At 34.9% G+C, this 23,367-nt stretch carries 23 protein-coding genes; 18 read left to right on the top strand and 5 right to left on the bottom strand.

Annotation, left to right across the window (positions count from 1 at the left end):
- Nucleotides 1–3 precede the first annotated feature (3 nt).
- The 3 genes from JQC67_RS09425 to JQC67_RS09415 all read right to left on the bottom strand — a co-directional run bounded on the left by JQC67_RS09425 (nucleotide 4) and on the right by JQC67_RS09415 (nucleotide 2,191).
- On the bottom strand, nucleotides 4–930 hold the full coding sequence (locus tag JQC67_RS09425) for a TIGR01777 family oxidoreductase (RefSeq protein ID WP_203252561.1): 927 nt from the start codon (nucleotides 928–930) through the stop codon (nucleotides 4–6).
- Between the two features lie 86 nt (nucleotides 931–1,016).
- Nucleotides 1,017–1,682 (bottom strand): tRNA (5-methylaminomethyl-2-thiouridine)(34)-methyltransferase MnmD, encoded by a 666-nt coding sequence (mnmD, locus tag JQC67_RS09420; RefSeq protein ID WP_203252560.1) that lies wholly within the window; start codon nucleotides 1,680–1,682, stop codon nucleotides 1,017–1,019.
- A 5-nt stretch (nucleotides 1,683–1,687) separates the two neighbouring features.
- Nucleotides 1,688–2,191: a DUF4920 domain-containing protein gene (locus JQC67_RS09415; protein ID WP_203252559.1), complete on the bottom strand. Its 504-nt coding sequence runs from the start codon at nucleotides 2,189–2,191 to the stop codon at nucleotides 1,688–1,690.
- A gap of 106 nt (nucleotides 2,192–2,297) precedes the next feature.
- On the opposite strand from JQC67_RS09415, the gene JQC67_RS09410 reads away from it, so the two are divergent.
- Both JQC67_RS09410 and JQC67_RS09405 read left to right on the top strand, forming a co-directional pair.
- Nucleotides 2,298–3,368, top strand: a complete 1,071-nt coding sequence (locus tag JQC67_RS09410) for a branched-chain amino acid aminotransferase (protein WP_203252558.1) — start codon at nucleotides 2,298–2,300, stop codon at nucleotides 3,366–3,368.
- Nucleotides 3,369–3,616: 248 nt separating this feature from the next.
- Nucleotides 3,617–3,976, top strand: coding sequence for a CoA-binding protein (locus JQC67_RS09405; RefSeq protein ID WP_203252557.1), 360 nt, complete (start codon nucleotides 3,617–3,619; stop codon nucleotides 3,974–3,976).
- 76 nt (nucleotides 3,977–4,052) lie between these two features.
- Here the strand turns inward: JQC67_RS09405 and JQC67_RS09400 are convergent, their stop codons facing one another.
- The gene (locus JQC67_RS09400; protein ID WP_203252556.1) at nucleotides 4,053–5,549 is read right to left on the bottom strand and encodes a sodium:solute symporter; all 1,497 of its coding nucleotides are present in this window, start codon (nucleotides 5,547–5,549) and stop codon (nucleotides 4,053–4,055) included.
- A 281-nt stretch (nucleotides 5,550–5,830) separates the two neighbouring features.
- On the opposite strand from JQC67_RS09400, the gene JQC67_RS09395 reads away from it, so the two are divergent.
- The 15 genes from JQC67_RS09395 to ftsY all read left to right on the top strand — a co-directional run bounded on the left by JQC67_RS09395 (nucleotide 5,831) and on the right by ftsY (nucleotide 20,779).
- Nucleotides 5,831–8,974 carry a SusC/RagA family TonB-linked outer membrane protein gene (locus tag JQC67_RS09395; protein ID WP_203252555.1) on the top strand — a complete coding sequence of 1,048 codons (3,144 nt, stop codon included), beginning with the start codon at nucleotides 5,831–5,833 and terminating at the stop codon, nucleotides 8,972–8,974.
- Between the two features lie 25 nt (nucleotides 8,975–8,999).
- A complete protein-coding gene (locus JQC67_RS09390) occupies nucleotides 9,000–10,541 on the top strand; it encodes a RagB/SusD family nutrient uptake outer membrane protein (protein ID WP_203252554.1) in 1,542 nt (513 codons plus the stop codon).
- 121 nt (nucleotides 10,542–10,662) lie between these two features.
- Nucleotides 10,663–11,283 carry a recombination mediator RecR gene (recR, locus tag JQC67_RS09385; protein WP_203252553.1) on the top strand — a complete coding sequence of 207 codons (621 nt, stop codon included), beginning with the start codon at nucleotides 10,663–10,665 and terminating at the stop codon, nucleotides 11,281–11,283.
- A gap of 94 nt (nucleotides 11,284–11,377) precedes the next feature.
- Nucleotides 11,378–12,763 (top strand): dihydrolipoamide acetyltransferase family protein, encoded by a 1,386-nt coding sequence (locus JQC67_RS09380; protein ID WP_203252552.1) that lies wholly within the window; start codon nucleotides 11,378–11,380, stop codon nucleotides 12,761–12,763.
- A gap of 167 nt (nucleotides 12,764–12,930) precedes the next feature.
- Nucleotides 12,931–14,181 carry a DUF481 domain-containing protein gene (locus JQC67_RS09375; protein ID WP_203252551.1) on the top strand — a complete coding sequence of 417 codons (1,251 nt, stop codon included), beginning with the start codon at nucleotides 12,931–12,933 and terminating at the stop codon, nucleotides 14,179–14,181.
- A gap of 33 nt (nucleotides 14,182–14,214) precedes the next feature.
- Entirely contained in the window at nucleotides 14,215–14,967 is a 753-nt protein-coding gene (locus tag JQC67_RS09370; protein ID WP_203252550.1) for a class I SAM-dependent methyltransferase, read from the top strand.
- 49 nt (nucleotides 14,968–15,016) lie between these two features.
- The gene (locus JQC67_RS09365) at nucleotides 15,017–15,793 is read left to right on the top strand and encodes a 3'-5' exonuclease (RefSeq protein WP_203252549.1); all 777 of its coding nucleotides are present in this window, start codon (nucleotides 15,017–15,019) and stop codon (nucleotides 15,791–15,793) included.
- Nucleotides 15,794–16,705 carry a carboxypeptidase-like regulatory domain-containing protein gene (locus tag JQC67_RS09360; RefSeq protein ID WP_203252548.1) on the top strand — a complete coding sequence of 304 codons (912 nt, stop codon included), beginning with the start codon at nucleotides 15,794–15,796 and terminating at the stop codon, nucleotides 16,703–16,705.
- Nucleotides 16,706–16,741: 36 nt separating this feature from the next.
- The gene (locus JQC67_RS09355; protein WP_203252547.1) at nucleotides 16,742–17,353 is read left to right on the top strand and encodes a fumarylacetoacetate hydrolase family protein; all 612 of its coding nucleotides are present in this window, start codon (nucleotides 16,742–16,744) and stop codon (nucleotides 17,351–17,353) included.
- Nucleotides 17,353–17,691 (top strand): Hpt domain-containing protein, encoded by a 339-nt coding sequence (locus tag JQC67_RS09350; RefSeq protein WP_203252546.1) that lies wholly within the window; start codon nucleotides 17,353–17,355, stop codon nucleotides 17,689–17,691. The genes JQC67_RS09355 and JQC67_RS09350 overlap by 1 nt, the downstream gene beginning before the upstream one ends.
- A gap of 3 nt (nucleotides 17,692–17,694) precedes the next feature.
- Nucleotides 17,695–18,942 (top strand): competence/damage-inducible protein A, encoded by a 1,248-nt coding sequence (locus tag JQC67_RS09345; protein WP_203252545.1) that lies wholly within the window; start codon nucleotides 17,695–17,697, stop codon nucleotides 18,940–18,942.
- Between the two features lie 67 nt (nucleotides 18,943–19,009).
- Nucleotides 19,010–19,246 carry a 50S ribosomal protein L28 gene (gene rpmB, locus JQC67_RS09340; RefSeq protein ID WP_203252544.1) on the top strand — a complete coding sequence of 79 codons (237 nt, stop codon included), beginning with the start codon at nucleotides 19,010–19,012 and terminating at the stop codon, nucleotides 19,244–19,246.
- Nucleotides 19,247–19,268: 22 nt separating this feature from the next.
- Nucleotides 19,269–19,451 carry a 50S ribosomal protein L33 gene (rpmG, locus tag JQC67_RS09335; protein WP_203252543.1) on the top strand — a complete coding sequence of 61 codons (183 nt, stop codon included), beginning with the start codon at nucleotides 19,269–19,271 and terminating at the stop codon, nucleotides 19,449–19,451.
- Nucleotides 19,452–19,495: 44 nt separating this feature from the next.
- Nucleotides 19,496–19,648: a DUF4295 domain-containing protein gene (locus tag JQC67_RS09330; RefSeq protein ID WP_203252542.1), complete on the top strand. Its 153-nt coding sequence runs from the start codon at nucleotides 19,496–19,498 to the stop codon at nucleotides 19,646–19,648.
- 174 nt (nucleotides 19,649–19,822) lie between these two features.
- Nucleotides 19,823–20,779 carry a signal recognition particle-docking protein FtsY gene (gene ftsY, locus JQC67_RS09325; protein WP_203252541.1) on the top strand — a complete coding sequence of 319 codons (957 nt, stop codon included), beginning with the start codon at nucleotides 19,823–19,825 and terminating at the stop codon, nucleotides 20,777–20,779.
- 22 nt (nucleotides 20,780–20,801) lie between these two features.
- Here the strand turns inward: ftsY and JQC67_RS09320 are convergent, their stop codons facing one another.
- A complete protein-coding gene (locus JQC67_RS09320) occupies nucleotides 20,802–21,896 on the bottom strand; it encodes a serine hydrolase domain-containing protein (protein ID WP_203252540.1) in 1,095 nt (364 codons plus the stop codon).
- Between the two features lie 144 nt (nucleotides 21,897–22,040).
- On the opposite strand from JQC67_RS09320, the gene rimO reads away from it, so the two are divergent.
- Complete coding sequence (gene rimO / locus JQC67_RS09315; RefSeq protein WP_203253237.1) at nucleotides 22,041–23,345, top strand: 30S ribosomal protein S12 methylthiotransferase RimO; 1,305 nt, start codon at nucleotides 22,041–22,043, stop codon at nucleotides 23,343–23,345.
- Nucleotides 23,346–23,367 lie beyond the last annotated feature (22 nt).

Raw genomic sequence — 23,367 nt, 5'->3', positions numbered from 1 at the left:
GATTCAATCTTTACTATTGGCCTTAGAATATATAGCTTGTAGCGCTAGTGCAATATTAGAATGTACAAAATCAAAACCTTCTTCTTTAATTTTCTTAGCACTAACTCGCTGACTTGCTAATAAGAGATATGACATTTCACCCAATATCGTTTTTATGAAGAACTTAGGAATATTGGGTAATAGCAGTGGTCTTTTTAAAACAATTGCTATTTCTTTAATTAATTTTTTCTGTGATATAGGGTTTGGTGCCACTCCATTATAAACACCTGACAGTTTGTTTTTTGCAGCAAACATAAAAATGCGCGCTAGATCGGTAATATGGATCCAAGATTGCCATTGTTCACCTGAACCAAAAGCTGCTCCTACAAACATTTTAACAGGTTTCGCCATTTGAGGTAAAGCACCGCCCTCTGAAGCCAAAACTAGTCCGATACGCACTTTAGCTACTGACATATTAAAAGTGTTCAATCTATCAACTTCAGCTTCCCATTGCTGTACCACTTCACCTAAAAAGCTATCATCAATTTCTGCTGTATCTTCATCATAATACTTCTCTAATGAATTTGGATAAACACCAATAGCAGAGGCTGACACAAAGGTATCGATTTCTTCAAACTCACCTTTGTTTAGTGCATTGAATAAAGTACCTATAGAATTAATGCGGCTATTTAGAATTTGCTTTTTATTTGAAGGAGTCCATTTTTTTGAAATTGAGGCTCCAGCAAGATTTATTATTGCAGAAACACCTTCAAAACATGCACTATCTATTTCACCAGTATCGGGATTCCAATAAAAGCCTTTGTAATCTTTTTTTGAAACAATTTTACTCTTGCTTGTAGTTAGGTAATTCACAGCAATACCGCTATCATGACAAAGTCTTACTATTTCTTTGCCTACCAAACCCGTTGCGCCTGTAATCAAATACTTCATAGCACAAAGGTATTGGTTTGAATCAGGTAGCACCTAGACTTTAATTCCGATTTAACATATTTAAAATGAAATACTTGCAGTTCAATTTATTTCAATTTTTTGGCACGCAACATTTCGCGTTTTCCTGGTGGCCCAGGTAACCTTTCTACTTCAAAACCAACAGCCTGCATTGCCCTTCTAACACTGCCCTTAGCAGAATAAGTAACCAAAAAAGCATCAGTTTTCATGGCATCGTACATTTTTTTGAAGATAATCTCTGTCCAAAGCTCAGGCTGAACGCGAGCGCCAAATGCATCAAAATAAACAAGATCAAAAGCACTAACATCTTTAATGTCTAAAAAGTCTTCTTCTCTTTTTTTTAGGATAAAATCTTTAGATAATTCAATATCAGTTTCCCAAGCTGCATTATGCATTTTATTAAATTCTGATTGAAAATTAATAGCATCTAAACAAGAAATATAATTCAGTTGATCCAATTCATTTTTGACAACAGGAAACTTCTCAACACCCGTATACTTAACCTTAATATCATACTCTTTACTTCTAATTAAAGTAATTAATGCATTCAAACCTGTACCAAAACCTATTTCAAGAATTGAAATTTCTTGTTCTTTAAATAGTGAAAGTCCATTTTTGATAAAAACATGTTCAGCTTCTTGAACAGCACCATGTATAGAATGATATTGCTCATTCAAATCTTCTATTTGAATGGTTTTAGAACCATCTGAAGTGATTATTACTTTTCTATTCAACCTATTTATTTCTTTAGCAAAACTCCGTCAGCCAGAAAACCATAAGTTTTTTTAGCTGCTGTTATTTTAGCAATTTCTTCTTTTGATTTACCCCCATCTTCTGCATAATGCTTTTGTTCTGCAACACTCATTTCATTAACAAAGGCACTACCATTCACTATTACCTCTTTGCCGGTAATATCAAAAGGCATAAAAAAACCGTAGTTTTTAAATTTAACCATTGCTTCTTCACCATTGTCAAGTTCTAAACGCATCCAACATCCTTTTACTTTACACACATCTAGCACTTTAGCAGTAAACTTTGTTTTTAAGGAATCTGAAGTTTGAAGATTTGCGTATTCTTTTAACATGTCAATACTAGAAATTGTATTTGCCGCTTCTGTTTTTTCACCAAACGACTCATATAGTTTCTGTGTTTTAACTTCAGAATCAGATTTTGATTTAATTTCTTGAGATGTACAAAAATTTACAGCAAATAATAATGCAGTTAAAAGGCTAAATCGATACATATTTCATAAAAAATAGATTGATTGAACAAAATTCGTCAAATTTATCTGAAAATGCTGGGGCAGATGAGAGAAATAGTTAATTTTATTCTTTAAAAGTAATTTGAACATGAAGCCAAGTACACTTGACATAAAAATAGAAAAGGCTAAGAATTCTAAAATTAGCCAAGTTGATTTCAACAATCTTGCTTTTGGAAGCATTTTTTCTGACCATATGTTAGTCTGCGACTATAAAAATGGAGCTTGGGAATCGCCTAAAATTGTTCCTTACGGACCAATTACATTGCAACCTTCAGCAAAGATTTTTCATTATGGTCAATCTATTTTTGAAGGTATGAAAGCTTACAAAGATGTAGATGGTGCTATGTGGTTATTTCGACCGATTGACAACCATAAAAGATTTAATATTTCTGCAAGTCGTATGGCAATGCCTGAAATACCAGAATCACATTTCATGGAAGGCTTAAAAGCATTACTAAAGTTAGATGAAAAGTGGATTCCGGAAATAGATGGTAGTGCCATGTACATTAGACCGTTTATGTTTGCTTCTGGTGAAGGTTTTCATGCTTCACCAGCTGATGAATATAAATTTATCATTGCATTGGCTCCATCAGGTGCTTATTTTTCAGGTAGTGTTAAAGTACTGATTGAAGAAAAATATTCAAGATCAGCTAATGGTGGTGTTGGTTATGCAAAAACCGGTGGAAACTATGCTGGTCAATTTCATCCAACGCAGTTGGCAAAACTAAAAGGATATCAGCAAGTAGTATGGACAGATGATCATACACACGAAAATATAGAAGAGGCAGGCGCCATGAATATTTTTGTTAGAATTGGTGACACTCTTATAACGGGACCTACTAGTGATCGTATTTTAGACGGTATAACTAGAAAAAGCATACTTCAGATAGCTGAAGCAAATGCCATAAAAACTGAGGTACGAACCCTAACCGTTACTGAAATTGTTGAAGCTGCCAAGAATGGCACACTCAAAGAAATGTTTGGCGCAGGAACTGCAGCAGTAGTTTCTCCAATTTCAGCTTTTGGGTACAAAGGAGAAGATTATGATTTGCCTGAAATTGAAAATGGGTATGCCGATTTAATGAAAAAAACAATTACCGATATTCAATACAATAGAGCGGCGGACAATTATGGCTGGCGCTACGGAATTGACATTTAATCTTTGAACTGTAAACAGTTCAAAATCATTCAAACATCAAATATATAAAACACAAAACCCTGACGTTGCCGTCAGGGTTTCTATCATTGATGCAGCTATACTAAACACTAACCATTAACTATAAACATATAGCGTTATCAATGACCAATATTATTATTTTAAACTTTGTGTAATGCGAGTCATAGTAAAGACGACTACATTCTATTTTAATTACACTACACAACGATATTTAACACCAAATTTAACAAATGAAAAAAACACTTGTCTTTGGAGCCTCTTTAAAAACTGATCGCTATAGTAATTTAGCCGTAAATAAACTTGTAGGCCATAACATCGATACTGAAGCTTTTGGATTTAAAGCAGGTCAAATAGGGTCTGTACAAATAAAGACCAATTTAAGCGATTTTCAAAATATTCATACCGTAACATTATATATCAATTCAAGCCGTCAGCCTGAATACTACGGGGGTTTACTTAAATTGAAGCCAAAAAGAGTAATCTTTAATCCTGGTACTGAAAATCCTGAATTTTATAAAATACTAGAAAACAATGGCATAGAAGTAGAAGTTGCCTGTACGCTTGTGCTTTTAGCCACAAAACAATACTAACTTATCTTACGAGTTGTAATCCAATTAAAAAAAGTAAATTTTAACATTTAATTCGTCGTCCTAACAACGAAACAATCTAACTTTTTATCGAATTCGCTTCAATTTCATCAGCTGAAGCATCCCTCCGAATTAACCAAAGTCCAAGAAATGTAATCAAACCATTGATTGGCAGTAGCTCATATCCAAAAACATAACCTCCTAAACTCTCAGCCGGTATTTTACCCAAAGCGAATGTAATTAATACCGAAAGCAATGCTACCAACCACACGTATGTATCTTTCACTCTGTATTTTGTTAGAATACCAAATGCGAAAAGCCCTAAGAGTGGACCATAGGTATAACTTGCTGCTTTTAAAAGTCCATCTATTACATTAGTATCAAGTACATGTTTGAAAATTATTACCACAATTATGAGTAATACACTCATAAAAATATGAGTGCCTTTTCTAATGCTTTTTTGACTGGATTCAGATTTTTTATCAATAGCCAAAAAATCAACACAGAATGAAGTTGTCAACGAAGTTAAAGCACTATCAGCACTACTATAGGCTGCTGCAATAAGCCCTAGCATAAAGGTTGCACCTACTATTATTCCTAAATTACTATTAAGTGCTATTTCAGGAAAAAGCAAATCGGTTTTTGCTTGACCATCCATCATCGGAATAGCAATTCCAAATTTATCAGCATAAATAAATAAAAGCGCACCCAATAACATGAAAATAAACGTAACAACTACTAGCGTTAAGCTAAACGAAACCATATTCTTTTTAGCGTCACCTAGATTCTTGCAGGTAAGGTTCTTTTGCATCATATCTTGATCCAGACCTGTCATACATATGGTAATGAACATACCTCCGAAAAACGATTTGAAAAAATAATTTGGAGCGAAAAAGTCATCTGTAAAAAAGGTTTTACTGTACTGTTTAAGCTCATTTGATGCTAAAAATTCGCTGAAGCTATAATCCAATTCTTGTAAAATGAAATAGATTGAAAATCCAACCGATAGTAACATGAATAGGGTTTGCAAAGTATCTGTCCAAACAATTGTTTTAATTCCCCCTTTAAAAGTATAAATCCAAATTAGTAAAATTGAAATGGTAACTGTTACTTCAAAAGGCACACCTAATTCATCAAATACAAATTGTTGTAAAACAATAGCAACAAGAAACAAACGAAATGCTGCACCTAAAACTCGAGATACAAAAAAGGAAACAGCACCCACCTTATGACTCACCACTCCAAATCTTTGCGCTAAGTATTCATATATAGATGTCAGATTCCATTTATAATATATTGGTAATAATACATATGCCACAACAAAATAGCCAACCATATACCCCATTACAACTTGCATATAGCTGAATTGAGAATCAGCTACCCAACCCGGTACAGAAATAAATGTAACACCTGAAAGCGATGCCCCAACCATACCAAAAGCAACTAAATACCACGGAGATGATTTACCAGCCTTAAAAAAATCATCATTACTATCGTTCTTTCCTGTGAAATATGAGATTAAAATGAGAAGAAGAAAATAGCCTGCAATAAGGAAAAGTATACTAGTTGGAGTCATTCTAATTGGTTTGAAAATGCAAAATACGAAAACTAGCTCCATAATTTCACAAACAACTAAATATGCATTGATAACAAATTATCCTATTCTCTATATTTTAATTTCTTGCAAATACCTGCATATGGGAATTTTTACCCCAAAAAATAATTTAATGTAAATTTTATCCTACGATAAATTATTAAAATCACAATAATTTAACAAGTGAACTACAACGTTGTAGTAGAAATTGTATTAATTTCATTTCTTAAACAAATCACAAACTCAACTTAAAATTATCAATTATGAAGAACACATTTTTGAAGAGCATTTTACTAGCTGGCGCATTTTTATGTGTCGGGCTAGCGAAAGCGCAAACAGTAAATGGTAGTGTTTCAGACTCGTCCGGACCATTACCTGGTGCCAACGTACTTGTTAAAGGCACAACAAATGGAACACAAACTGATTTCGATGGAAATTACACCCTAAACGGTGTAGATAACAACTCTACTCTAGTCTTCAGCTATTTAGGTTACAAAACCAAAGAGATTAATGTTAACAATCAATCTAACGTTGATGTAACTCTAGAAGAAGATGCAGCTCAGTTAGAAGAAGTAGTATTAATTGGTTATGGTAGTCAAAGAAAATCTGATTTAACAGGTGCTGTTGGTCAAGTAGATGCAGAACAATTGCAAGAACGCCCAGCACAATCATTAAACCAAGCGTTAGCTGGAAAAGTGGCAGGTGTTCAGGTAAACACCAATTCGGGTAGACCAGGTGGAAAAACTAATGTGAGAATTAGAGGTTTTAGTTCTATCAACTCATCAAACAACCCACTATATGTTGTAGATGGAGTTCAATTACCTCAAGGTAATTTGGATCAGTTTAGTTCAGCTATTGATTATTTGAATCCTAATGACGTTGTATCTATTGAAGTTTTAAAAGATGCGTCTTCAACTGCAATTTATGGTGCTAGAGGTGCGAATGGTGTAATTTTAGTAACCACTAAAAGAGGCCGTTCTGGTGAAGGCAGAATTACATATAATGTTGAATACAATGTGAAGCAATTTGGACCTAATCGTGCTGAAGTACTTAACGCGGCGGAGTACAAAATGATTGAACAACTCTCTTGGGAAAATTCTCAAAAATTTGACCCAGACGGATGGGCAGCGGGTAATTTTGCACAATATGAGCCAAGTTTAAAAAGAGCCGACCCATTAATGGCAGCTTTGTTTGATTCAAATGGCGATGCTATTTATGATACAGATTGGTCAAAAGAAGTGCAACAACACAAATTATCTCAAAACCATCAAGTTGGATTTTCTGGTGGAAACGAAAGAACTACTTATTCAATTTCAGTTGGTATTAATGATGAACAAGGACTTCTTAAAAACACCTATTTAAAACGTTATTCTGGTCGATTCTCTATTGATGACCAAATTAAAGATTGGATGAAAGTCGGCGGATCTTTAAGTTATAATAGTCAAACTGAAAACTTAGCCGATACCAATGATCAAGTACCGCGAAGAATGGTAGAAGATTTTCCATTCTTACCAGTTAAATATGATGGTGGTGTAAAAGATGGCTTATTTGCTGACAACAGAGATTACCCTTACGCTGAAGGTACCAGAAACTCTGTGCACTGGCTAAATAGCAACCAATACATTTTAAATACACAAACTGCCTCTGGTAGTATCTTTTCTAACATCAATTTCACTAAAGATTTAGAAATGAGAACCGTAATTGGCACAAACGTTATCACACAAGAAAACAACGAGTTTCGTGACAGTACATTAGACAATAATGAAAGTGCACAAGCATCATCAAGTAGCGCCAAAGAAACATTTTGGTCTATTGAAAACTATTTAACATACAACAAAGAGATTAATGAGAACAATTCGTTTACTGCGCTCTTAGGTGTTTCATGGCAGCAATCAAATAGTTTCTTTGCGAATGCTTATTCTAGAAACTTTCCTACCGATTTCTTTGAATACAATAATTTAGGTGCTGGTACAGACAATCTATCTGTAGCCTCCTCAGCCTCAAGAGAGGCACTGAATTCTTATTTTGGTAGAATTAACTACAACTTACTAGGCAAGTATCTTTTCACAGTTACTGGTAGAGCCGATGGATCTTCAAAATTTGGAGACAATAACAAATTTTCGTTCTTTCCATCTGCAGCATTTGCTTGGAGAGTTTCTGACGAGAATTTTCTTGCAGAAAACGAGACAATATCAAACCTAAAGTTAAGAACTAGTTATGGGGTAACGGGCAACTCTGAAATACCTCCATATTCTTCACTTTCACTTTTAAGCTCAAATTATGCTACTATTTGGTCTGGCAATCGTGTTGGCGGTACTGGACTTAACCGTTTGGCTAACCCAGATTTAAAATGGGAGAAAACTGGGCAATATGATGTAGGTTTAGAATTAGGACTTTTCCAGAATCGAATCACCTTTGAAGCCGATTATTACTATCGTAAAACAACTGACATGCTTCTTGATGCACCAGTTCCGCAATCAAGTGGCTATACACTTATAAGAAGAAATGTTGGTTCTATGGAAAATAAAGGTTTTGAATTTTCTTTAACTACAAAGAATATTGCGACAGAAAATGTGACATGGAATTCAACCTTTAATATTTCAACTAACAGAAACAAAGTATTATCTCTCGCTACTCCATCTGACATTTTTGGTGTTGGTGGACCTGGCATTACTAATGAGACAAGTATTATTAGAGTTGGTGAACCAGTTGGCGCTTTTTGGGGACTTACACGTGAAGGCGTTTGGGGAACTGACGAAGCTGCTGAAGCTGCTAGTTTTGTTAGTTATAGAAACGGTCTAACTCTTTTACCTGGTGATATTAAATACAAGGATTTTAATGGTGATAAAATCATTAATGATGAAGATAGATCTATAATTGGTAATGGATATCCTGATGCTTCTGGAACGTTTACAAACTATGTTGCTTACAAAGGCATTGACCTAACATTAGAAATGCAGTATTCAATTGGTAATGATGTTATGGATATGAACTTACATGCCAGTGAAGACAGACAAGCACTTGCGAATAGCTACCGAACTGTACTTGACGCATGGACACCAGACAACCAAGACACAATGATTGCGCAAGTGCGTGATACACGTGCAGGTTATGTAACTAATGTAGATAGTCACTGGATAAAAGATGGTTCATTCTTAAGAGGACGAAACCTGATGCTAGGTTATACTTTTCAACCTCAGCTTTTAGAGAAGCTATACTTAAACAAACTAAGAATATATGCGTCAACGCAGAATTTCTTTTTGCTTGTTAATGATGAACTTATTGGTGACCCTGAGGTATCACCGATTAGAGGTGGGGCTAGCAACAATGTTTTCTCACAAGGCATGAAGTGGCATGAATATCCAAAATCAACCACATTTGTAGTAGGACTACAAGTAGGCTTATAATCCGTTAACTTTAAAGACAAACATCATGAAAATAAATATAAAACAAAATATATACAAGATTTTAAGCTGCACCGCGGTGCTACTGCTTACGGTTGGTTGTTCTGATTTTCTAGACGAAGAAGATCCGTCAAACTTAACTCCTGATAGTTTTTACACTACGGCAAAACATGCAGAGTCTGCAATAGCAGCAGTATATGCTGATGCTAGATTCGTAGGCAATGGTGCCGGAATATTTTCTTCTAACTGGCAATTTTTAATGGCGCCAACCGGTATTACTACTACTGAAACTGCGCAAAATTCAGATTTGAACAACCTCTATTCTCTTTCATATGATGCTAATACGTTGCATGTACGTAATTGGTGGCGTGGCATTTACAAGGTAATCGCAAATGCCAACTTGGTTTTAGAAAATGTGCCAGGTATTGAAATGGATGAAGCTGCAAAAGCAAAAGTTATAGGCGAAGCAAGATTCCTTCGTGCTTGGGCGTATTTCTATGCTGTACGACTTTGGGGTGATGTACCGCTAATTACACTTCCACAAAGTTCGACTTCTGAAGATTTTTTCCCAACAAGAACTGCACAGAGTGATGTTTATGCATTAATTGTTTCTGATTTATTAGAAGCTGAAAATGCAGGGCTTTCTTGGACTGATGAAAGTGGTAGAGTTTCACAAGCAGCGGTTAAAACTTTGCTTTCTAAAGTTTATTTAACAATGGCTGGTCAACCGTTAAATGAAACTGCACGCTATGCTGAGGCAGCTACCAAGGCCAAAGAGGTAATTGATAACGCCGGCACCATTCGTCTTTTTGATACTTATGGTGAATTACATGATGAAAACCTCAACAATACAGGTGAGCATATTTTTAGTCTTCAATACAATGATTTAGTTGCCGGGAACCCAATGGGAAATATGTTTCCTAATTTTCAACCGGTTACCTATCGCGGTCCTTCAGGTACTGGTAGCACCATACCAGATATCGATTTTTATAATTCTTTTGAAGCAGGTGATTTGCGTGCGGTAGATCGCGAAGGTTCATTTTATACAAGTTATTATAGAAATGGTAATGAGGAACTTTTTGACCTTGGAAAACCATACATATTCAAGCACTTCAATGTAACGGCTAATGGAACCCTTGGTGTTGCTGGTACAGCTAAAGACAATTTAAATCTATCTATTTTTAGGTATGCTGAAGTTTTATTGATTTATGCTGAAGCAGCTAACGAAGCTGGCAGCGGACCATCACAGGCTGCTTATGATGCTCTAAAAGCAATACGAGATAGAGCACAATTAGCTACAGCCGACTTAGGGACATTTAATCAGCAAACATTTAGAGAAGCCGTCTGGAAAGAAAGATGGCATGAACTATGTTTTGAAATGAAAATTTGGTTTGACATGGTACGCCTCAGAAAAGTTTACAATGTTACTTCAGATGGATTTGATGATTTTGTAGGCCACGTGAATCCAAGTTCAGATCAAGCACTTCAAGACAAACATTTATTGTTTCCTATTCCTGAACAAGAATTAATTAACAGTCCTAACCTAGGCACACAAAACCCTGGTTATTAATTTTTGATATAAATAAACTTTAATAGTATTGAAGGAGCCACTTTTAAAAAGTGGCTCCTTTATTTTTCCCAAAGTGTACTCAAATCATTCTAGGTTGAAGTTTTTTAATAGCTTTGCACCTATGGATTTTTCTTCAAAACTTCTTGAAAATGCAGTGCATGAAATGTCACAATTACCAGGCATTGGTAAACGCACCGCATTACGTCTTGTATTACATTTGCTAAAACAACCAGAAGACCGAACAGAAAACTTAGCAACAGCATTAGTTAGCCTACGAAGTCAAATTAAGTTTTGCGTTTCATGTCACAACATATCAGATGTTGAACTCTGTGAAATTTGCGCTAGTCCTAAAAGGGATGAAAGTCTTGTGTGTGTAGTAGAAGATATTAGAGATGTCATGGCCATTGAAAATACAGGTCAGTTTAGAGGGTTATATCATGTACTTGGTGGTAAAATTTCACCTATGGAGGGTATTGGTCCACAAGACCTAACCATTAGTTCTTTAATTACAAAAGCAAAAAAAGGCATCATTAAAGAGTTAATTTTCGCCTTGAGCTCAACCATGGAAGGTGACACAACCAATTTTTACATTTATAAGCAGCTTGATAATCTTGAAATTAGCACTTCCACAATTGCAAGAGGTGTTGCCGTTGGTGATGAACTCGAGTATGCTGATGAGGTTACATTAGGCCGCAGTATTATCAACAGAATTCCATTTGAAGGATCACTAAAAGCCAATTGAACAGTATTCAATTATTGCAATAAATTAAACGTTTCGCACGTTTTTTCTTTACTTTTACAAAACATTTATCAAGATTAGCGAGTAGCTTAAGAATATGTCAAAATTTGAACTGAAATTACCAAGAATGGGAGAAAGTGTTGCTGAGGCAACATTAACTACGTGGTTAAAAGAAATAGGCGATTCTATTGAAATGGATGAAGCTATTTTTGAAATTGCTACGGACAAGGTAGACTCTGAAGTACCTAGTGAGGTAGATGGAATTCTTGTTGAAAAATGTTTTGATATTGATGATGTAGTGAACGTAGGTGATGTTGTTGCCATCATAGAAGTAAATGGTGAAATGTCAGATGAACCAAGAGCTAACTTCAATAATCAAGATTCTGATAACCGGGAAGTGGTTACAGAATTAGAAAGCAACATTGAAAACATTAAAGAAACTACAACTCAAAGCACTCCTATCAAAACAGTGAGCGCTTCTGACCGATTCTATTCGCCCTTAGTAAAAAATATTGCGAAGCAAGAGGGTATTTCAATTGACGAATTAGATACAATTTCTGGTTCAGGTTCTGATGGTAGAGTAACCAAGAATGATATTTTAACGCATCTTGAAAATAGAAAAACTACTACTAACGAAGTAATTCAAGAAGAAAAAGAAACTCCAAAAGTAGAAGAAGTTATAAAAAAGGAGGCTCCTAAAGAACAACCAGCTGTAACAACACCTTCTAAAAAAACAGCACAAGCACATCAAATTAGTACTGTGCAAAATGTTGGTGGTGATGAAGTAATTGAAATGACACGCATGGGCAAGATGATTGCTAAACACATGGCGGAAAGTGTTTCTACTTCAGCACATGTGCAAAGCTTCATTGAGGTTGATGTTACCGATATAGTAAATTGGAGAAACAAAGTAAAAGATGCTTTTGAACAGCGCGAAGGTGAAAAACTGACCTTCACTCCCATTTTCATGGAAGCTATTGCGAAAGCATTGAAAAAATATCCGATGATGAATGTTTCACTTAACGGAGACAAAGTCATTAAGAAAAAAAACATCAATATAGGTATGGCAGCTGCCTTACCTGATGGAAATCTAATTGTACCTGTAATTAAAAATGCTGACCAATTAAATATGGTGGGTATGGCCAAAGTAGTTAACGATTTGGCTGTGAGGTCAAGAAATAATGCTTTGAAACCTGATGAAGTTCAAGATGGTACGTATACTGTTACCAATATAGGTTCATTTGGTAGCGTTTTTGGCACCCCAATTATAAATCAACCACAAGTTGGTATTTTAGCATTAGGTGCGATTCGAAAAATACCTGCAGTAATTGAAACTGATGAAGGTGATTTTATAGGCATTCGTCATAAAATGTTTCTCTCTCATAGTTATGACCATCGTGTGGTAAATGGTGCACTTGGCAGCATGTTTGTTAAAGCCGTTTCTGAATATTTAGAGGCTTGGGATGTGAATAGAGAAATTTAGATTGGATTTTCATCAATAGTATTAGGCTAAAACCCTACAGCTTTATTATATCAATAATTTTAAAGTGCTTCCACCCCTATTTTCACTATTAACATTCTTCTAACACTTAAACCGTATAGTAGGTCTTAACTTTAGCGCACCAAACTAATTTTGACCAAAAACTAAGAATGAAATTTTGCACTCCCCGCGCGAACCAAATTATTCTCGCGTTCCTCTTTATAGTTCCCAACATATTATTATCGCAAGAAGCAGTTAAAAAAGAAACCATACAATTATATACCGATTGTAGTTGCGAAAAAAATTACCTCAGACAAGAGATAACCTATGTCAATCATGTTAGAGATCAGGCGCAGGCCAATGTAATTCTATTCATTTACGACATTGCAAATGGTAGTGGAGGACGTACGTATAAATTGGAATTTGAAGGCACTGAAGATTATAAAGATATTTCAAACAAACTATCTTATGATTCTAATGCCAATATGACGGCCGACGATGTTAGAAAAGGGCTATTGAAAAAAGTAAAATCCGGACTACTCAAATATGTCATAGAATCAGATATGGCTGAGCATATTAAATATTCTATTGACAATAAAGGTATGGACAACCTTCAAGATATTGACTTTAAAGACCCATGGAACAATTGGATTTTTGAGGTTTTTGGACGTGCTAGGTTAAATAAAGAATCAAGTAGAGAATCCTTTTCATATGCTGTAGGGTTTGAAAGTGACCATGTCACTGAAAAATTGCGAATTCGTACTGATTTACAGTTAAACCAAGCCAACAGTGAATACGAACAAGATGACGAAATTTATACAAGTGAACGTTTTAGATATTCGGGTGATGGTAGTATTGTTAGAAGTATATCTGATCATTGGTCAACAGGTATTTTTGCTGGCGCCAGACATGACACCTTTACCAATTTAGATTTTAGATATTATTTCTCACCAGCTATAGAATACAATATATTTCCATACAATGAAGTACTTCGTAGAGAAATCGTTTTTGCTTATAAAATAGGATACTTTCATAGTGATTACATTGACCCAACTATTTACGATAAACTAGAAGAGGGTATTTTTAATCAATCTCTTGACGTACAAGTACGTTACCGACAACCTTGGGGTAATATTTATGCAAGGCTAATAGGTTCAACATTTTTGAATGATTTCACCAAGAACCGCATTCAATTATCAGGAAGTACTTCATTACGTTTATTTAAAGGCCTTGCAGTTAGCTTTTCTGGTAATTTTCAAATCATACGTGATCAAATAAATCTTCCGGCAGGCGATGCCTCTATTGAAGATGTATTATTACAGCAAAAACAAATAGCAACCGATTATCAGCTTGGATCTAGCATCGGCCTTAGTTATACTTTTGGCTCAGCATATAATAATATTATTAATACTAGACTGTAACTTATCGAACAATAAGCTTAAATAAAGCAAAGAATGTCTTCTATTTATGACGCTTTAATCGCTAAACATTATGCTGCGTATCGCCCTACACTGCATAGGCTTATTCTTGAAAAAAGTATTGAAAATAAAACTTACGCCTTTGGCCTAGATGTAGGTTGTGGCACTGGTAACTCAGCAATAGCCCTAAGCTTCTTTTGCAACAATGTAATTGGCATTGACCCTAGCAAAAGTATGATTGAAAAGGCAGAAACTCATTCGAAGGTTTCTTACCAACATTTTAATGGTAAAAATTTAAATTTTAAAGCCAATACTTTCGATATTTCTACTTTTGCTGGATCATTGTTTTACGCAAAATCGCAATTTTTATTAGATGAAATAATTCATATTTCAAAAGACAAGGCGCAAATAATAGTTTATGATTTTGAAATTTTATTGGATGACATTTTACAGCAATTTAATTTCGTAACTCCCAAAAACGAAACTTACAATCACCAAGCAGATTTTTCAGGACTACGAGCAAATGCTATTTCAATCATAAAAGAGGAAAAAGAAATTGTGCCATTTCAAATTACACCTGAAGATTTAGCTCATCTTCTTTTGTCCACAAAATCGCAACAACAGTTCTTTATTAAATTATTTAAAAAAGATAATCCACACCAAGATTTACGCAATAAGCTAAAGTCTATCTCTAACAATAATGATTTCAAAATTAATGCCCGTATCTTTTATAAAGTCTATACCGTAACAAAAAGTATAATAGAAGATATTAATAAATTCAAATCATAGATTTCATCAAACTTTTTGAAAAGCTATCTTTGTTAAAATAATTTTTCAGATGGAATTAAACCTCACCAGACCTATTTGCTTTTTCGACCTAGAAACTACTGGTACAAATGTCGCAAAAGACCGTATTGTAGAAATATCAATATTAAAGATATTTCCAAATGGCAATAAAGAGAGTAAGACTTGGTTAGTTAACCCAGAAATTGAAATTCCTGCAGAAGTTATTGCTATTCATGGCATTTCAAATGAAAAGGTTGTTAACGAGCCTACCTTTAAAACACTCTCTAAAGAGGTTTATAAGATGATTAAAGACTGCGATTTGGGAGGTTTTAATTCGGATCGTTTTGATATTCCGTTACTAGCTGAAGAAATGCTTAGAGCTAATGTTGATTTTGATATGAAAAACATGGCAGCGGTTGATGTGCAAACTATTTTTCATAAAATGGAAAAACGCACCTTAGTTGCCGCATATAAATTCTATTGCAATAAAGACTTAAATGATGCGCATAGTGCTGAGGCAGATACTTTAGCTACATATGAAGTTTTACTTTCGCAATTAGATCGGTATCCTGAATTGGAAAATAATGTCAAAAAATTAGCCGAATTTTCAAAGCATAAAAGATTCGCAGATTTTGCCGGTTTTATTAGCTATGATGATAATGATGTTGAAATTTTTTCCTTCGGAAAACACAAAGGAAAAAAAGTTCTTGATGTTCTTGAAAATGAACCTGGCTATTTTGGATGGATTCAAAATGCTGATTTTCCATTGTATACTAAAAAGGTACTAACCCAAATAAAGCTTAGCCAATTCAATAATAAATTAGGTTAAATGCGATTTCTTTTAGTTCCCCTATTACTAGTTGCACAATTAAGTGCACAAGAAGTTTTGTTTGAAGGCAATGTTTTAGATTCTAAAACCAAAGAACCTATACCCTATGTAAACTTAAGTTTTTTGAATACTTTAAAAGGGACTTCTACAGACGAAAAAGGTCATTTTTATATTGATATACCCAAAACGTTTTTAGAAAATAAAGTACACATTTCTTCTTTAGGTTATAAAGACACCATAATTACTGCCAAGAATTTATACGCGTCTAAAATCTTCAAACTGGTTGAAAAATCATTCGAATTAGACGAAGTTGTAGTTTCTAAATCTTTAGGCGATTCTTATGTATTGAACCCAATAAGCAGTTATAGCTTAACTGGCGGGTTTGCATCATCTGCTACACCATGGGTATTAGCATTGTATTTCCCTAACATTGGCTCACAAGCTAAAGTCATTGAGAATGTTACGGTGTTCATGCAAAAAAACCCGAAGTTCAATGATCACTCATCAAAATTTAGAATTCGAATTTATGATGTAGATCCAATTACCAAAGCACCTAATAAAGATTTGGTTCGCAAAAGTTTAGTGCTTGAATCTGAGTTAGATAAAGATTATGTATCGCTCGATTTATCTAGTTTGAATATAAAAATTCCAAAAGAGGGGGTCTATATTGGCCTCGAGTGGTTATTTATATCTAACAATTGGTTTCGTAATGTTTCAAAACATCCCATTACTAAAAAACAAATAGTTGAAGACCGATTTGCTCCAACCTTTAGTGGTGTTTATGTGAAAAATCAAAACTATAGAGCAATGGTTTATGGTATGGGAAAATGGACAGATTTCACTGTTAAATCAAAAAATGGTAGTGAAAATTTTGTTCCTGCAATTAGCTTAAAAATTAAAAAGAGTAATTAATTTAGTTATAGAATTAAACGCTTAAATATTCTTTAAATGAAACTTATTTGCATTGGTAGAAATTACACGGATCACATAAAAGAATTAGCCAATGAGCGTCCAAATGACCCTGTGGTCTTTATTAAACCTGACTCTGCTATACTACCCAAAGAACAAGACTTTTATATTCCTGAATTCACAAATGAGGTGCATCATGAAGTAGAAGTATTGGTGAAAATAAAAAAAGTGGGGAAACACATTGATGCGAAATTTGCAGCTTCATACTATGACGAAGTTAGTTTAGGTATTGATTTTACAGCTCGTGATTTACAAACTGAATTAAAAAGCAAAGGACTTCCCTGGGAAAAGGCCAAAGGTTTTGATGGCTCTGCTGTGGTGGGTAATTGGGTTGAAAAATCAAAATTTAGTGATTTAAATAATCTAGAATTCTCCTTAAAAAAAAATGATGTTGTAGTACAGCACGGTAACACCAGTTTGATGTTATGGAAAATTGATGAATTAATCGCTTATGTATCTACCTTTTTTATGTTAAAGAAAGGGGATATAATCTTTACCGGAACACCTGCCGGTGTTGGTAAGGTGGCGCCAAATGACTATCTTGCAGGCGAATTACAGGGGCAACAACTATTTTCTGTAAAAATAAAATAATGATCTACAGCTTAGACAAAATTAATGAGATGGCCGATGGCGATCAAGATTTTATTAATTCGGTGGTAACCGTTTTTTTAGAAGAAGTACCCCATGATCTTCAAGAATTAGAAAAGGCATTAGCCAATCAAGACCATGAAAAAGTGTATCAATTGGCTCATAAAATTAAGCCAAATGTTGACTTATTAGGCATGGAGCAAACTCGCGCAGCTGCCTTAGAGATTGAGACAATGGGCAAAAATGCGGCAAGTATTGCTGATATTGAAAAAGTTTTTCCAGCGCTCAAAACTGATATTATTCAAGTAATGTCAGAGCTTAAAAATGATTTCAATCTATAACACATGCTCGCAGAAATTATCACAATTGGCGATGAGATTCTCATTGGTCAAATTGTAGATACCAATTCAGCTTTCATTGGTAAAGAACTCAATAAAATTGGTGTTTCTGTCTATCAGATAACCTCAATACAAGATGACCGCACGCACATTCTTAACGCCCTGCGTGATGCGAAATCTAGAGCTCAAATTATTATTGTGACCGGAGGTCTAGGCCCTACCAAAGATGATATTACCAAACATACCTTCTGTGAATACTTTAATGATGAACTAATTGAGAACAAATCGGTTCTGAATCATGTTGAAGCAATATTTGCAAAGTATATAGATACACCCATATCAGATATCAATAGGCAACAGGCTCTTGTGCCCTCTAAAGCAACGGTTTTACACAATGCGAATGGTACTGCGCCAGGCATGTGGTTTAATGAAGACAGCACGGTCTATGTGTCTTTACCAGGAGTACCTTTTGAAATGAAATATCTGATTCAAAATGAGGTAATTCCGAAAATTGCACGTGAATTTGAACGACCATACATTTTACATAAAACTATTGTTACCTACGGACTAGGTGAAAGTGCCCTCGCTGACAGAATTGAAGCTTGGGAAAATAATTTACCACATTTTATAAAACTAGCCTACTTACCTAATTTAGGTAAAGTTCGTTTGCGCTTAAGTGCCAAAGGGCCTGATAAAAACTTAATAGCAGAGGCGATTGTGGTAGAAATAGAAAAACTCACCCAATTAATTGGTGATCTTATTTACGGTACAGAAAACGAAGAAACCTTAGAGCAAGTTGTAGGTCAATTATTGACAATGAAAAAGATGACCCTTGCTACCGCAGAAAGTTTTACTGGTGGAAGAATTGCAAAAAGCATTACATCTATGCCTGGCGCATCATCCTATTTCAGAGGCACTGTGGTAAGTTATGCAACCGAAACTAAAATTGATGTGCTCAATGTTGACCCTGAAATAATAAATAAGCATTCTGTAGTTAGCGCTGAAGTTGCAAAAGCTATGGTTGAAAGCGTTAAAAAACTAATGAAAAGTGACTATGCAATTGCCACTACTGGCAATGCTGGCCCAACCAAAGGTGACTCAGAAGCTGAGATAGGTACCGCTTTTATTGCAGTAGCGGGCCCCGAACGCACCATAATAGAGAAATTTATGATGGGTAGTCAACGTGAAAGAATCGTTGAAAAGTCTGTAAACAAGGCATTTGAGTTATTACAAAAAGAAATATTAAAATTCTAGATAAGAATTTTGCCATCCCGTAAAATTGGTATAAATTTGCAGCCTGTTTAAAGAAAAAGTTAGCATAATGTCTAAAGTTTGTGAAATTACTGGGAAAAGAGCGATGTTCGGAAACAATGTTTCCTTCTCTATCAATAAAACCAGAAGAAGATTCGACGTCAATCTTTCAAAGAAACGTTTTTTTATTCCTGAAGAGGACCGTTGGATAACCCTAAAGGTCTCTGCTAAGGCATTAAAAACTATAAATAAAAAAGGTATATCTGCTGTCTTGAAAGAGGCTCGCGCACAAGGAATACTTAAATAAGTCCTTTATTAATTAAGAAGCAATGGCAAAGAAAGGAAATAGGGTTCAAGTTATTTTAGAATGTACAGAGCATAAAAGCTCAGGGCAACCTGGTACTTCTCGTTACATAACTACAAAGAACAAAAAGAACACTCCTGAAAGAATTGAGTTAAAGAAATACAACTCTATTCTTAGAAAGATGACTGTTCATAAAGAAATTAAATAATACAATTTCTACTTAGGTAGAAATGACAATAAAATATATTAGTCATGGCAAAGAAGACGGTAGCAAGTTTACAGACAAGTTCAAAAAGATTGACCAAAGCCATTAAAATGGTTAAGTCACCAAAGTCCGGCGCTTACACTTTTGTTGAATCAGTAATGGTTCCTGAAAATGTAAACGATTGGCTTTCAAAGCACTAACAAACTAACTCAAACAGTACTAACCGCCTTAACTATTTAGTTAGGGCGGTTTTTTTATGTTTTCACTTCTTATTATAAAAAAATAAACTAGATTACACCTTTACAACCCCATTTCCGCTACCTCAGAATTATCTACCATTGCTTATCTTTGAAATCTGAACTTCTAAAGAACCAATGAGCTTATTCAAAAACATATTTTCTTCAAAGAAAAAAGAGACATTAGATAAAGGACTCGAAAAGTCGAAATCCTCGTTTTTTACAAAACTAGGCAAAGCCGTTGCTGGTAAGTCAAAAGTTGATGATGATGTACTTGATAATTTAGAAGAAGTTCTCGTTTCATCTGACGTAGGCGTAGACACCACATTAAAAATTATTGACCGAATTGAAGCTCGTGTTGCCAAAGACAAATACATGAGTACTGATGAGCTAAACAAAATTCTTAGAGAAGAAATTGCTGGCTTGCTTTCAGAAACAAATACGGGTAATGAAACTGAATTTGTTATTCCTGCAGACAAAAGACCCTATGTGATTATGGTAGTAGGTGTAAATGGCGCCGGAAAAACCACCACAATTGGCAAATTGGCAAGTCAATTTAAAAAACAAGGATTAAAAGTTGTTTTAGGTGCTGCAGATACATTTCGCGCTGCCGCTATAGACCAACTGCAAGTATGGGCAGACCGGGTAGATGTACCTATAATTAAGCAAAAAATGGGAAGCGACCCTGCATCTGTTGCTTTTGATACGCTTAGTTCTGCTGTAACGCAAAATGCTGATGTGGTAATTATTGATACCGCAGGTAGACTACATAATAAAATCAACTTAATGAATGAGTTGACAAAGGTGAAAAGAGTTATGCAGAAAGTTATTGATGACACACCGCATGAAGTTTTATTGGTATTAGATGGTTCTACAGGTCAAAATGCATTTGAACAAGCAAAACAATTCACCAAAGCGACTGAGGTAACAGCCTTGGCCGTTACTAAATTAGACGGAACAGCAAAAGGTGGTGTTGTAATTGGTATTTCTGACCAATTTCAAATTCCGGTAAAATATATTGGGGTTGGTGAAGGTATAGATGATCTTCAAGTATTTAATAAATTAGAATTTGTTGATTCTTTCTTTAAGATTTAAAAAATCAAAAGTGAAAAATTAATTAGTTAATTACCTCATTTATTTTCGACCAGAGTTCTTCATCAAAAGACGATAAAGCAAAATTAGCATCGTCTGCAGCATTCCCCATTCGTATTACTACTAAACTTTTACTTGGTACAATATAGATTTTTTGGTCATTTTTACCTAAGGCAGCATATGTGTCTGCGGGTGCTGTTGGTATCAGCAATCCATTAAACTCTAGCTGGGAACTTGGCAGATGATAGGTCGTTTTGCCATTTAGCCACCATAAGTAGCCATAAGCTTCATTAATGTTTTGCGATGTATTATGCGATTCTAACACAAACTCTTTTGAAACCAATTGCTGGTCTTCCCATTTTCCTTTAGCCTGAATTAGTAGTCCGAATCTAGCCATACTACGCGTATTGCTCCAATATACATTGAGATTGTTATTTGCAATCCAACTACCCGACATACCAATTTTGTCTTTTAATTTTATATCAAAATAGGAAGTCCAATCTTGATTGCTTGCGGCGGAAACAATATCTTGTAATTTAACGTAAACATTGTGATAGGCCCACCTGTCGCCTGCATCGGCTATATAGTGAAGGTTTTCAGATGATACATCATCCCCTAGAGTATCGTCTAAACCCGAGGTCATAGTTAGCAAATTTTTAGCTGTAATTAAGTTTTCTTCAGAAAGTGATGCACTTGTCCACCCTTCGCCTAAATAATCTGAGACCTTATTGTTTATGTCTATTATACCTTCATCTTGCGCAATACCTGTCACGGTTGCAGTTAGCGTTTTACCAGCACTAGCCCAATACCAAGGTTTTGTTGCAGAATAATCATTAAAATAATGCTCAACTACAATCTTGCCATTATAGAGCATGATAAAACTTTTTGTGTTTTTTTCTTCTAAAAAGTCAATTAATAATTGTGTATTACTTTCATCCCAACTTAACTCAGATGGAGAGATAGTTTCCCATTCATCTGATCCAATAGGCGGAAAATATATTTCTTCACTAATTTTTGTTTCCTCAATTTCTTTCTCCTCAACTGGTTCCATTTTATCACTAGAGCATCCTATAAAAAATAAAATACTAAAAGTGAAAAACAATATAAATCTATGGTTCATACAACGAGCTTTATCATTAGACTTCAAATAACTACAAGGGTTTAACGCTAAATATGAAGAAATATGTTTGAAACTCTACCAATTGCATTGGCATATTGTATTTTTGCCCTTGCTTACCGAATTAGCTGTACTTCATTTGCAATTATGAGAACAAAAACGCTTAAAAAGAATAAAATTAATGTAGTCACTTTAGGCTGCTCAAAAAACGTGTACGATTCAGAAGTGCTCATGGGCCAACTGAAAGCCAATGATAAAGACGTGGTACATGAAGAAGACGGCAATGTTGTGGTTATCAATACTTGTGGTTTCATAGCTAATGCGAAAGAAGAGAGCGTTAACACCATTCTAGAGTATGTTCAGAAAAAAGAAGCTGGTGAAGTGGATAAGGTTTTTGTTACTGGATGTTTAAGTGAGCGGTATAAACCCGACTTGCAAAAAGAAATACCTAATGTAGATGAGTATTTTGGCACAAGTGAATTACCAAATTTATTAAAAGCCTTAGGTGCCGATTATAAACATGAGCTTATTGGTGAGCGCTTGACTACCACACCAAAGAATTACGCCTATTTAAAAATAGCTGAAGGCTGTGATCGCCCTTGTTCTTTTTGCGCCATACCTATTATGCGCGGCAAGCACAAAAGTAAACCTATTGAAGAATTGGTAACCGAGGCTGAGAAATTAGCAGCAAAAGGCGTTAAAGAATTAATTTTAATTGCGCAAGATTTAACCTATTACGGTCTTGACATCTATAAAAAACGAAATCTTGCCGAACTACTTGAGGGCTTAGTTAAAGTAGAAGGTATTGAATGGATACGTTTGCATTATGCATTTCCGACAGGTTTTCCAATGGAGGTTCTTGAAGTGATGAAACGTGAGTCTAAAGTGTGTAATTATATAGATATTCCGTTACAACATATTGCAGATGCTATCTTAAAAAGTATGCGCCGTGGTACTACTCAAGCAAAAACCACAAAGCTTTTGCAAGACTTTAGAACTGCAGTGCCTAACATGGCCATTAGAACCACTTTAATAGTAGGCTACCCTGGTGAAACCGAAGAAGATTTTCAAACCTTAAAAAATTGGGTGGCTGAAATGCGTTTTGAACGTCTAGGTTGTTTTACTTATAGTCATGAAGAAAATACACACGCTTTTTCTTTAGAGGATGATGTTCCCGAAGATGTAAAGCAAGATCGTGCTAACGAAATCATGGAACTACAATCACAAATTTCTTGGGAGCTTAATCAAGAAAAAATTGGCCAGACTTTTCGCTGCATTATCGATCGTAAAGAAGGAAATCATTTCGTTGGGCGTACCGAATTCGATTCACCTGATGTTGACAATGAAGTTCTTATTGATGCTACAAAACATTATTTGAAGCATGGTGAATTTTACGATATTGAAATCACTGAAGCTGCGGATTTTGATTTATATGGAACACCTAAATTATAATTCTCCATTTAAATATAGATTA

It is taken from the genome of Aurantibacter crassamenti, from assembly GCF_016811105.1.
GTDB classification, from domain to species: Bacteria; Bacteroidota; Bacteroidia; order Flavobacteriales; family Flavobacteriaceae; genus Aurantibacter_A; species Aurantibacter_A crassamenti.
This window is presented reverse-complemented; position numbering and strand designations above follow the sequence as displayed.